Origin of the sequence: Microcoleus sp. B9-D4 (assembly GCF_036705105.1) — a bacterium.
Classification (GTDB): Bacteria; Cyanobacteriota; Cyanobacteriia; order Cyanobacteriales; family Microcoleaceae; genus Microcoleus.
In genome coordinates this window covers 1-11,758 of sequence record NZ_JAUBTS010000062.1, presented here as the reverse complement: position 1 = coordinate 11,758, position 11,758 = coordinate 1, and the positions used below count along the sequence as shown (strand labels likewise).

12 protein-coding genes and 1 tRNA gene are annotated in these 11,758 nt (G+C 46.9%); 10 read left to right on the top strand and 3 right to left on the bottom strand.

The window, feature by feature from the left end; genetic code table 11:
* Positions 1–2: 2 nt before the first annotated feature.
* Positions 3–137, top strand: a complete 135-nt coding sequence (locus QUB24_RS26860; protein WP_333156658.1) for a hypothetical protein — start codon at positions 3–5, stop codon at positions 135–137.
* A gap of 61 nt (positions 138–198) precedes the next feature.
* On the opposite strand, the gene QUB24_RS26855 is transcribed toward QUB24_RS26860, so the two are convergent.
* The gene (locus QUB24_RS26855; protein ID WP_333097346.1) at positions 199–330 is read right to left on the bottom strand and encodes a hypothetical protein; all 132 of its coding nucleotides are present in this window, start codon (positions 328–330) and stop codon (positions 199–201) included.
* A 1,064-nt stretch (positions 331–1,394) separates the two neighbouring features.
* Between QUB24_RS26855 and QUB24_RS26850 the strand changes: the two genes are divergently transcribed.
* The 3 genes from QUB24_RS26850 (at position 1,395) to mutT (ending at position 3,510) form a co-directional block, all read left to right on the top strand.
* Positions 1,395–2,354 (top strand): RNA polymerase sigma factor, RpoD/SigA family, encoded by a 960-nt coding sequence (locus QUB24_RS26850; RefSeq protein WP_333106022.1) that lies wholly within the window; start codon positions 1,395–1,397, stop codon positions 2,352–2,354.
* Positions 2,355–2,575: 221 nt separating this feature from the next.
* Positions 2,576–2,917, top strand: coding sequence for a DUF760 domain-containing protein (locus QUB24_RS26845; protein ID WP_172187001.1), 342 nt, complete (start codon positions 2,576–2,578; stop codon positions 2,915–2,917).
* Positions 2,918–3,105: 188 nt separating this feature from the next.
* Positions 3,106–3,510: an 8-oxo-dGTP diphosphatase MutT gene (mutT, locus tag QUB24_RS26840; RefSeq protein WP_333156657.1), complete on the top strand. Its 405-nt coding sequence runs from the start codon at positions 3,106–3,108 to the stop codon at positions 3,508–3,510.
* 49 nt (positions 3,511–3,559) lie between these two features.
* On the opposite strand, the gene QUB24_RS26835 is transcribed toward mutT, so the two are convergent.
* A complete protein-coding gene (locus tag QUB24_RS26835) occupies positions 3,560–4,798 on the bottom strand; it encodes a histidine kinase (RefSeq protein ID WP_333156656.1) in 1,239 nt (412 codons plus the stop codon).
* A gap of 53 nt (positions 4,799–4,851) precedes the next feature.
* Here QUB24_RS26835 and QUB24_RS26830 point away from each other — a divergent pair, with 53 nt between their 5' ends.
* The 3 genes from QUB24_RS26830 (at position 4,852) to QUB24_RS26820 (ending at position 9,579) form a co-directional block, all read left to right on the top strand.
* Positions 4,852–6,576, top strand: coding sequence for a DUF2079 domain-containing protein (locus tag QUB24_RS26830; RefSeq protein ID WP_333156655.1), 1,725 nt, complete (start codon positions 4,852–4,854; stop codon positions 6,574–6,576).
* Positions 6,577–6,827: 251 nt separating this feature from the next.
* Entirely contained in the window at positions 6,828–8,015 is a 1,188-nt protein-coding gene (locus tag QUB24_RS26825) for a glycosyltransferase family 4 protein (protein ID WP_333156654.1), read from the top strand.
* Between the two features lie 319 nt (positions 8,016–8,334).
* Positions 8,335–9,579 (top strand): MFS transporter, encoded by a 1,245-nt coding sequence (locus tag QUB24_RS26820; RefSeq protein WP_333156653.1) that lies wholly within the window; start codon positions 8,335–8,337, stop codon positions 9,577–9,579.
* Between the two features lie 270 nt (positions 9,580–9,849).
* On the opposite strand, the gene QUB24_RS26815 is transcribed toward QUB24_RS26820, so the two are convergent.
* A tRNA-Arg gene (locus tag QUB24_RS26815) sits at positions 9,850–9,923 on the bottom strand.
* Positions 9,924–10,001: 78 nt separating this feature from the next.
* Between QUB24_RS26815 and moaC the strand changes: the two genes are divergently transcribed.
* The 3 genes from moaC to QUB24_RS26800 all read left to right on the top strand — a co-directional run bounded on the left by moaC (position 10,002) and on the right by QUB24_RS26800 (position 11,236).
* Positions 10,002–10,523, top strand: a complete 522-nt coding sequence (gene moaC / locus QUB24_RS26810; protein WP_333156652.1) for a cyclic pyranopterin monophosphate synthase MoaC — start codon at positions 10,002–10,004, stop codon at positions 10,521–10,523.
* An 88-nt stretch (positions 10,524–10,611) separates the two neighbouring features.
* On the top strand, positions 10,612–10,869 hold the full coding sequence (locus QUB24_RS26805; protein ID WP_006633890.1) for a 2TM domain-containing protein: 258 nt from the start codon (positions 10,612–10,614) through the stop codon (positions 10,867–10,869).
* 64 nt (positions 10,870–10,933) lie between these two features.
* Complete coding sequence (locus tag QUB24_RS26800; RefSeq protein WP_333156651.1) at positions 10,934–11,236, top strand: DUF3181 family protein; 303 nt, start codon at positions 10,934–10,936, stop codon at positions 11,234–11,236.
* The last annotated feature ends 522 nt before the right edge of the window (positions 11,237–11,758 follow it).

Genomic DNA, 11,758 nt, shown 5'->3' with positions numbered 1-11,758 from the left:
GGGTGTTTAAAAAAACTAACCTGGCTTGGGAAGAAGCGGCGATCGCCTCTAACCTAGATAGTGGCCGATCGGGATGGCGCGAATCAGCGGGGAGGGCGATCGCTCCCGCATACAAACACAAAAAAAAACCGCCATAAATTATAATCCAGAATGTGAAATCTTTCTAGGGTATTAGGCTTGCGATTACAGGAATAGATGTCAAATGCGTTCTCTTGTACCGATCGCCCGCAACCGATCTAAGCGTGCTGGTAATTTACTGGAGTTGTCCCACCCCTGAATTGTTTTGACCCAAACACCTACTTTTGCAGCAAACTCACTAATTTTGTACATGAACAATAAGTATTTTTATTCTTATTGTCTACAAATGTCTAGGCTTCTTGATACTCCCTAGCCTGAAAAGGCGAGGGGATTCTTGAGGAAGCCAGATTCGGATTTTCACTTTTGGCTATCTTGTCGCCGCTACTCACTCAGCTTGAATTTCTTCAAATATTGCGTATACTTTGGTTTTTTGCGCTATCGCGAGTCCATCACTACGCAAAATATCTGGTAAGCTGTTCGGCATTTAAAAGACGATAGTATGGTGCGGAGCGTAAAGAAGTGTTTACCTTGTAAGCTGTTCGGCATTTAAAAGAGGATAGTAGGGTGCGGAGCGTAAATAAGCGTTTCCCAAGTATAGTAAGTATTCGCTTCTGACCCACCTTACCTGGATCGTTAATAGTTTAAATGTGTAACAGCTTAAGCTCTACCTCCTGTTATTATTTGCCCTTTAACTATTCCGAATCTTGCGTCGGATCAGTCCGTTGCCGGAATTACTTGGCAACGCCGGGCGTTTCAACACGTAGATGGTTATTCTTACTTGATCTTTTGGATCATAACATCAGCTTTTGACTAACTATGTAAAGTATCTGTAAAGAAATATTCAAGGTGGTTGAAACCACTACCGACTTTTCCCCTAGTCGATCGCCCCTGGCGCAGGTCTGGTTCTTCGGTCAACCTCCCCATCTCCCCATCTCCCCCTCACCCCATCTCCCCCTATACCAATCTACCCCTCTGAGATGTGGCGGATTTTGTTTATCTTGATGCAAACTGTAAAGCCAGGAAAGCGGATACTTTCGTATCAACAGTCCAGGCTGGCATGAAATAAATATGAAGAAGTGTAGCCAAGTGCTCTCACAAATGTTAAGATTCTTAACATAACGTAGTATTGTGCACGCCCCAACCAAAACCTAACCTGAGACGGTGCTGACTGGGAGTAGTAGCTAGCTACCATAAAATTAAGCCTCTTTAAATGGAAGGAAAGCGCAAGTCCCCGCCCGCTTTCCTTCCCAGCTAAAGCTAGGGGTTTGCGACTACCGCAAACCTTTAGAGGCACAGATCCTCAGCGGGAAAAGCTCATGAAAACTCTTAAGTCCTCAGATACAGATTCTGTTCGCGCTTACTTGCGGGAAATCGGCCGCGTTCCCTTGTTGACCCATGAGCAAGAAATACTCTATGGAAAACAGGTACAGCGCTCAACCGCACTGCATCAGGAGAAAAATATTTTAGCCGAAGAGTTAGGCCGCGACCCGACGGCGGCTGAATGGGCACAGGCAGTTGGGCTGTCTGAGGCACAGTTGCAGCGGACGATCGAGCAGGGGGAAAGGGCAAAGCGCCAAATGGTGGAAGCGAATCTCCGCCTGGTAGTGTCTGTTGCCAAAAAATATATCAAGCGCAACGTAGATTTACTGGATCTAATTCAGGAAGGCACGATCGGGATGCAGCGGGGAGTAGAAAAATTTGACCCGACTAAGGGCTACAGATTTTCTACTTATGCTTATTGGTGGATTCGTCAGGCAATTACTCGGGCGATCGCCGAAAAAGGCCGCACCATCCGCTTGCCGATCCACATCACCGAAAAGCTCAACAAAATTAAAAAGGCTCAGCGCCAACTTGCTCAACAGCTTGGTCGCGCGGCCACGGCTGCTGAATTGGCATCAGAGCTAGAATTGACTCCCAAACAGATTCGCGAATATCTCGATCGGGCGCGCCTGCCACTTTCCCTGGACTTGCGCGTGGGAGACAATCAAGATACAGAGTTGGGCGATTTGTTGGAAGATACGGGTACTACCCCGGAAGATTTTGCTTTGCAATCTTCCCTGCGGACTGACTTAGACCACCTAATGGCGGAACTGACTCAGCAACAGCGAGAAGTTCTCGCCTTGCGGTTCGGTTTAGAAGACGGGCAAACCCTAACTTTGGCCAAAATAGGCGATCGTCTCAACATCAGTCGGGAACGAGTGCGGCAAATAGAACGGGAAGCTTTGACCAAACTCCGCAAGCGCAAGCAAGATATCAACGATTATCTAGCCAGCTAGCTAGATTGGGGATTGGCGATCGGGTCCCCCCCACTTGCAATCCCCAATCTAAAATCGTAAAAACCGCCGATTTTAATTCGGTTGTGCCCACTTGGTTGCTATGATTGTCCTGCTACATTAGTAATTACTTAGTAATAAAGATCAGCAGCGATCAGATAAGGGTTATTTAATTTAACCGCCCGCGTCTAACATAACAAGCTGTCTCTGAAACGGAGGTACTCGTGAGCAACTCATCTAATAAATCCCCAGAATTCTTTGAAGAAGACGGAGAAAATGCCAACTTATTATGGCAATACGTGCAGTCAATGGCTCCCGACACAGTTTCTCAGTTGTCTAAGCCGACTTCTCACGAAGTGTTTCAAGTAATGGAGCGAAATATTGTTGGACTTTTGGGCAATTTGCCTTCGGAACACTTCGGGGTGACAGTTACTACCAGTCGCGAACATTTGGGTAGATTGCTCGCCTCGGCTATGATTAGCGGTTATTTTCTGAAAAATGCCGAACAGCGAATGACTTTTGAAAAGTCCATACAAGCCAGTGAGAGACACGGCTCGGACGATTAGTAGATTCTTAACATTTAAGTAATCCAAGTGTCAAGCCCCCCCTCGCAAGATGGGGGCTTAATATTTTAGATTTTAGATTTTAGATTTTAGATTTTAGAGGGTTGATTTTAGATTAAATAATTGAATAATTATTGATATTATTCTTACATTCCCAATTCCCAATTCCCAATTCCCAATTCCTAATTAATATGTCTGTTTCTCCTGTTGCCCACAAAGTTATCGGCGTTGCTGCAATCTGGAACGATCGCCAACAAATTTTGATTGACAAGCGCCGACAACATGGACTGCACGGGGGTTTCTGGGAGTTTCCGGGCGGAAAAATAGAGCCTGGGGAAACAATCGAAGCTTGCATAAAACGGGAAATTATGGAGGAGTTGGGGATTGTCGTAGAAGTTGGCGATCGCTTGATTACAATTGACCACGACTACACTAAATTTACAGTTAGACTATACGTCCACCACTGCCGCCACGTCAGCGGGGAACCGCAAACGATCGAATGCGATGAAATTCGCTGGGTGACACTCGACGAAATTGACCAATTTACTTTTCCCAAGGCCAACGCACAGATTATTGCTGCACTGCGTTCAAGTTGAGCTGTAATATAAAATTCGGTTGGTACTGAACAACTGACAACTGTTAACTTTATTTTTGTACGGGCAGAGTAAAGTGAAAACAACTGCCTCGATCGACTACGGAGTCTACCCAAATTTGACCGTAGTGGGCGCGGATGATGCCTTGACACAGAGACAGTCCAATGCCGTAACCGTCGGTTGATTTATCTCGCTGCAACCGAAAGCTGTCTTCAAAAATGCTCGCGCAATCTTCTTCAGGAATTCCCGGGCCGCTGTTGCAAATGCTGACTTGAACTTTGTAAGCGGTGCGGTGGAGAATTGAAAGATTAACAGTTCCTCGGTCTGGCGTGTACTTGCTGGCGTTGTCCAGCAGGTTGACTATGACTTGTTTGATGCGATCGGGATCGGCATAAACTAAGGGCAAATCGGCGGGAATGTCTGTTTCTAAGTTCAGACTTTTCGCCTGAAATTTGTCTTGAAACTGCAAGATTACATCTTGACAAATCGGGCCCAGTTCGATTCTTTTTGGTTCAATGTGGAGTTGAGCGTTTGTACCCCGGGCTGCTTGCAGGATATCTGTAATCATACGATCGACTATTCGGATTTGGCGGCGGGCTTGTTTCATCAAATGAGCCGCCAGACTCGGTGTCAAACGCGACTTTTCCCCCTCTTTCACCTTCTGACTTGACTCCAAAGTCTCCAAAGCCAAAGATGCGGCTGTCAAGGGATTACGCAAGTCGTGGGCTAGCATCGCAATAATCCGGTCTTTCAACTGCAACTGCTCTTGCAGGTGTTCTTTTTCCTGTTTGAGGCGAAAAACTTCATCGGAAAGCTGCACAAGTTCGGCCGCGCAAGCAACGGAATAGATTGGTTTTGGGTCAGTCAGGCTTTCAGCAAGAGCTGGGGCCGACTGTTGTTGAGCTGCGTATTCCTCTACAGAACGCTTCCAGCGGGGCCACCAGTGTTCGAGTTGGGCGATTAAATTGCTGCCGGCGAGAGTTTGTCGCGGATCGGGATGAATTTTGAGCAGCGAGGGAGTGGCTACAAGTTTAAAGTGTTCGGCTAAATCCGGCTGTTCTCCTACATCGATGATTTGAAGCTCAAAGTCGCACTCTGCCTTCAAATCCTTTAGGGACTTGCGGATGTGTCTGGTCTGTTCCCTGGAAGAGGGACGCTTGTCTACAAACAGCAAAAGCTGTAAAAGCGGTGCGGGATTTACCGGCTGTTCGGGAGAACAGTCAGTGCCGCTGGTGCCTGGTGTTGGATGGACGCTGTTGAGCTTTTCGATCGGGTGAAAATAATTGAGCATTGCCGAGCCGAGTTATTTCACTTCTACTTTAATTTAATACTTACTTTAGATTTATGCTATTGTCCGATAATTTCATTACAAGCGGGCAAATGATATTTTTGAGATGGAAGAAAAATGAGTCGCTGCGGGTGGTGGTTCAAGTGGCGGCCGCCTTTTTTGTGCTGTGCCTGTTGCTGACGCTGCACCGCTACTACAGCTTTTACGCTACTTACGACCAAGGCATTTTCAATCAACTTTTTTGGAACGGCACTCGGGGTCACTTGTTTGAGAGTTCCCTCTCTTCGGCTTTGTCCACTAATGTGGTTCACCAAAACCAGCTCCCGGAGGTATCTTACTACCGGTTGGGGCAGCATTTCACCCCGGCGCTAATGCTGTGGCTGCCAATTTACTCTCTGTTTCCCTCTCCCGTCACTTTGACGGTGTTGCAGGTGACTTTAATTACCGCGGCGGGAGGAGTGCTCTATGCTCTCGCCAGACACTATCTGGAACCAAAGCTGTCGGCGACAATTGTTGTGAGCTATTACTGCGCTAACGCGGTCATCGGCCCGACTATGGGCAATTTTCACGATATTTGTCAAATGCCACTGTATGTCTTTGGCTTGCTGCTGGCTATGGAGAAGCGCTGGTGGCCCTTGTTTGGGATTCTGGCAACTTTAATTTTGGCCGTGCGAGAAGATGGGGGAGTTGTTTTATTTGGCGTCGGAGTTTACCTGATTTTGAGCCGGCGCTACCCTCGGACTGGTTTGGCTGTCTGCATACTCAGTTTTGGTTATATGATCGTCCTGACCAATCTGATTATGCCTTTGTTTTCTGCTGATATATCCCAGCGGTTTATGATGGAGCGCTTCGGTCAATATGCCGAGGGAGATGAAGCTTCTACTCTAGAAATTATTTGGGGAATGGTGAGCAATCCCGGCCGATTGGTGGCTCAGTTATTTACGCCGTTTTTTGCTAAGATTAGATACCTGCTTGGCCAGTGGTTGCCATTAGCTTTAGTTCCTGCTTTCGCACCTGCGTCTTGGATGATAGCTGGATTTCCGCTGCTGAAGCTATTTTTAGCGAAAGGAGAGTCTGTGCTGGCGATTAATATTCGCTATGCGATGACTGTGGTTCCAGGGCTTTTTTATGGGGCGATTCTGTGGTGGGCCCAGCGTCAAAAGGAAGAAGATAGAATGGTGAGAGAGGAAAGAATGTTTTTGCGTTTTCCTTCTGCTTTATTTCCTCTGCCTTCTTCTTCAAAATTTCGCCGCTTTTGGGCGTTTTGCATCTGTTTGTCGCTATTTTTTACCTTCACTTCTAACCCAAATCGGACTTTTTCTTTGATTTTGCCCGATGCGATCGATCCTTGGGTGCAGGTTCCTCTCGTCAGACAATGGCAGCACGTTTTGCAAGTGCGGCCGCTATTGGCTCAAATTCCTGCTGATGCTAGCGTGGCAGCAACGAATACTATTGTGCCGATTTTGTCAAGCAGGCGGGAAATTCTCAGGTTTCCGATGTTGGAACTCCGCAATGATGCAGGGAAGGCAGTGAAGATGCAATATGTAATTGCCGATATGTGGCAGTTACAGCAGTATCAGGCTGCGTTTCGCACGGAACGGGGACAGTTGCGGGAAATCGTACCGGCGATCGATCGAATGTCCAAATCTGGAGATTACGGAATTGTTGGCTTTGAAGACGGCGCGATTTTGATGCGTCAGGGTGCTGTTTCTAATTCTGCATCGGTTGCTGCTTGGACCCGTTTTCGCGGCGAATTGGAGCCGATTTTGAAGAAACGGTAAGCGGGTAGCTACGATCGCCATTGCTTTTCTCAGTGGCTCAAATCTTGAGGAAACCTGTTTTTTTCAGGTAATGGCGATCGAGCAATTTCCTGCAAAAACCAGGTTGAGGCATGATTTTCTGTCTTTGTTGCTGCCAAAAGTCAGGCATTGGGCATCAACTTGCGTTCAACTCAAAATTAAGGTTGATAATTATACAATAAATCTGTTAATCCTAAACATTAAGATATATAAAAGCTTTGGAGGGGAGAAAGATGAAAATTTTGGTATTGGCATGGGAGTTTCCTCCCAGAATCGTAGGCGGTATCGCCCGCCACGTATCGGAACTATATCCAGAATTGGTGAAGTTGGGGCACGAAATTCACTTAATTACAGTAGAGTTCGGCCACGCGCCGATGTACGAAGTGGTGGAAGGAATACGTGTGCATCGGGTGGTGGTGGGGCACGCCAGGGACTTTTTTCACTGGGTGGCGAACCTCAACCAAAGCATGGGCCACCAGGGCGGGAAACTGATGCTTGAGGAAGGCCCCTTTGATATCATCCACGCTCACGATTGGTTAGTGGGAGATGCGGCGATCGCCCTCAAGCATACCTTTAAAGTACCGCTAATTGCCACCATCCACGCCACCGAATACGGGCGCTTCAACGGCATCCACAATGAGGGGCAGCGCTACATTAACGCCAAGGAAAACGACCTCGCTTACAACGCTTGGCGGGTAATTGTTTGCAGTGATTATATGCGGCGGGAAGCCGAACGGGTACTATCGACTCCGTGGAACAAAATAGAGGTAATTTACAACGGAATTAGACCGGATAAAAAGCCCCGCTGGCACGAATTTGACGCGATGGATTTCCGCCGCCGTTTTGCTGCTGATGATGAGAAAATTGTCTATTATGTAGGAAGAATTAGCTATGAAAAAGGCATTGGTGTATTTCTAAATGCTGCACCTAAAGTAATTTGGGAAATGGGGGGTAAAGCGAAAATAGTAATTGTTGGCGGCGGCAATACAGACCATCTCAAACATTTAGCTTGGCATTTAGGAATTTGGAATAAGTGTTATTTTACTGGGTTCATGTTTGAGGAACATCTCGACAAATTCCAGACGGTTGCTGACTGCGCGGTTTTCCCCAGTCTTTACGAACCTTTTGGGATTGTAGCGTTAGAAAGCTTTGCTGCAAGAGTGCCTGTGGTGGTTTCGGATGCGGGCGGACTTCCAGAGGTGGTGTTGCACACTAAAACAGGCGTTGTTACTGAGGCAAACAATCGGGATTCTTTGGCATGGGGAATTTTGGAGGTTTTGAAAAATCCGGGTTACGCGCAGTGGTTGGTTGACAATGCTTATCAGGATTTGGAACGCCGGTTTAGTTGGCCGAAGTTGGCGATAGAAACCCAGTGGGTTTATGAACGGGTGGTAGAGGAAAGGGCTGAGGTTGATTGGTAAGAATGTTGACGGTTGACTGTTGACTGTTCGCGGTTGACAGTGAGTCGAATATCAACTTTTTTAGTTGCAATTCTTAAGAAATTGCAACACAATGATATAGATACACTCGACGTTATACTAATTCTCAAAACTCATCCAACAGTAGCTGTAGGGTGCGTCGCTACCCTTAAATCCCAAAAAAGAGCGACAATCTCACAGCGACGCACCGGTGCATACAGTCTTTCAGGAAACAAACTTAACACTCAGGATTGTTGCTTTCTGGAGGCGAGAATTGGTATTAGCTTGAGTGCACTCATAAGATTTAAAGGGAATTCGCATCTTGAATATTTTTAGGGAAATCGATCCCCAACCCAGACGCAGCTTACTGATTTTATTCACCGCAGGCCTGCTATTCTGGTCGAGTTTGGCTTCCCTACTGCCAACTTTGCCGCTGTACGTTCAATTTGTGGGCGGTACAAAACAGCAAATTGGCTTTGTGATGGGTGCATTTGCGATCGGACTTTTGCTATCGAGGCCGCAGTTGGGTAAAATAGCCGACAGCAGGGGGCGAAAACAAGTTTTGCTTCTAGGCGCGTCAGTTGCTGCGATCGCCCCTTTGGGCTACCTGTTAGCTCAATCTATCCCCTTACTGTTACTTCTTCGCGCTTTTCACGGTATTAGCATCGCCGCTTTTACCACAGCTTACAGCGCTTTGGTAACAGATTTGTCGCCACCAGGAAAGCGGGGCGAATTAATCGGTTACATGAGTTTGGTGAGTCCTGTTGGTCTAGCATTTGGCCCGGCTATTGGCGGATTTGTGCAAGCTGGGGTTGGTTATACTCCTTTGTTTGCGATGTCGGCAGTTTTCGCTGCAATAAGTGTATTTTTTACCTGCCAAATTGCGGAACCTAATTTTGCCGATTTAACAAAATCGGACTCGCTATCGGAGGACAAAAATAGCCAAAAATACTGGAAAATGCTGTGGAATCCTAGAGTGCGGATTCCGGCTTTAGTGTTATTGGTGGTTGGTTTGGTATTCGGAACTTTGAGCACTTTTATGCCTTTGTTTATCCAAGAAACTAAGGCTAATTTGAATCCTGGATTATTTTATTCTACGGCGGCTATCGCCAGTTTCGGTATGCGGTTAGTCACGGGACGGGCTTCTGACAAATACGGCCGCGGCTTGTTTATTTCTGGCGGCTTAATCTGTTATGCCGTATCTATGTTATTGTTGTATTTTGCTAACAACACCAGTGCTTTTTTAATAGCAGCTTTGGTTGAAGGTTGCGCGGGCGGTACGGTTTTGCCGATGATGGTAACGCTGATGTCGGACAGGTGCGAACCTCATGAAAGGGGCCGCTTGTTTTCGCTTTGTATTGGCGGATTTGATTTGGGGATTGCGGTTGCGGGGCCGACTTTAGGCTTTGTGGCTGAACAAGTTGGCTACAGAAATATGTTTGGTTTTGCGGCTGGCCTCGCTGGCTTGGCTTTGCTGATTTTTATTACTCAGTCTAGCAAGGGCTTGTCTAATTCGATGAAATTTGCGATCGGTCGAGGCAAAGATATTTATGCCTTGAATCGATGATATTACAGAAGCAAGAAGGAAGAGGCAATCAGGGGACTTACCAAAAAACCCGGTTTCTCCCAAAAATCGTGAATCTATGCGACAGATATTGAGGCAGAAACCGGGTTTTTGTCCCCGCGCACCATTCTTACAAACAGGCAAGATGCCTGTTCCACAAAGAGTGGGTTTTATGTAAAACGTACAAATTAAAAAAGTTATGAGTCTTGAAGGTTGAGTTGGATTAATTTCTTAATTCAAAACTCAAAACTCAAAATTCATAACTTTTAGTAGTGGGCTTGGAGGGATTCGAACCCCCGACCTCATGGTTCGTAGCCATGCACTCTATCCAACTAAGCTACAAGCCCCTGTTGAGTTCAGATTTAATCTAAAATTGATTAAGTTCTTTTCTCACAGAATCTAACAGTAACACCATTACCAAAATAATGCAAGACCTTCCGCAAAATTTTTCTAAATTGCCTGATCGCACACAGCTAACTCACCTCGACAACAGCGGGGAAGCCCAAATGGTGGACGTTTCAGCGAAGGTGCCCACTGTGCGGCAAGCTGTGGCTGCGGGCCGGGTGCGGATGCTGCCGGAGACGTTTGTGGCGATTGAAGCGGGGAATGCGCCGAAAGGTGATGTGTTGGGCACTGCAAGGCTGGCTGGAATTATGGCGGCGAAACAGACTGCACATTTGATTCCTCTGTGTCACCCTCTGCCGCTGAGTAGCGTGGAGGTGCAGGTGATGCCGGATGCTGAGTTGCCGGGGTATCAAATTCGGGCGACGGTGAAAATTAAGGCGGAAACAGGGGTGGAAATGGAGGCGCTGACGGCGGTTTCGGTGGCGGCGCTGACTTTGTATGATATGGCGAAAGGGTTGGAAAAGTCGATCGCCATTGAATCGATTCGACTGGTGAGTAAAAGTGGCGGCAAGTCGGGAGACTATGAAAATGTAGAGGCATAAGTTTCCTGCCGAAAGAGGGATGCAGCATTCAAAAAGCTGCACTTAAGATTAAAATAGGCACAGAACTACTAATATCAAGTGAAAAACTATGCCTCCTCGTTGGCCCCGCAAACCCGATCGCAATGATCCAGAGTATCGCCGCTTAGATGACCGGATGAATTTTGCTATCCACGTCGGTCTTTTTTCTGCTACCAATTCTGGTTTGTGGTTTGTTCACAATTTGCAAAAGGCTGATTGGCCTTGGGCAATTTCGGTAACGGGTGGATGGGCTCTAGTAGTTTTGGCCCACGCGATTTACCATTTTGCGATCGCCGATTATTCGCCCCTCACTAAAGATTCGGGCTGAAGGCAGTTGGCGGCGATTTGTTAAGTCTTTTGATTGATAACAAATAACTTTCGGCTTTTTTGATATGGCTAATACTACACAGGCGATCGAATCCTTAGCAGCCGAAATCGGCGAAAATGTCTACATTGACATTGCCAAATGGCATTTGTATCTCAATGATGCCCACCTGCATACAGTTGTTGCCCAACAACTTTATTCGATGCTGGAAGATGGCGATTTAGATGCTGACAAAGTTGGACAAGTTTTGCAAGGAATTCCAGTCAAGTTTGGCGGCGGCAAGCGGGAAGTGCCGCTTGCCGATTTGATTCCGATGCAGTGTCAAGTTCAGTTGATGGATGTGCTTGAGGAATTTCAGCGGAAGATGTGATACAGCAGATTTCACGTTTATAAAGTACACCCCCAGATAAATCCCCGTAGGGACACTCCAAGAGCCCAAGGAGTGTCAACTTAAGCTGTGAGTCCGCCAGTCCTCTCGCCAGTCCGCCAGTCCGCCAGGGAATGAATTCCCTGTCTAATAGCTAAAGTCCTCTGAAAGAGGACTGATGAGTTTAAAAATTCTTCTTCTGAGTCCTCTTGAGAGGACTTTCGCTTTGAGGCAGGGGTTTCAACCCTTGCCGGACTATGGGTTGTACTTAAGTTGACACCTATGGGCATTGCTGTGTCCTACACTTCCTAAACCTGGAATACGCTGTATCAATTGTTGATTTGGATTTAAGTGCGATCGCCTTTTTTGGTCTTTTTGTACCGAAGGGCGATCGCGCTTTTCTCTCCTTCCCTAAACCAGCATGAAATTAGCCGATGTTATCGCATCCGCACTCACTCCAACCATCACACCTAACTGCTCCCCTGTCAAGAGATTCTTAATAATAGTTCCCTGAGTATTTTGAGT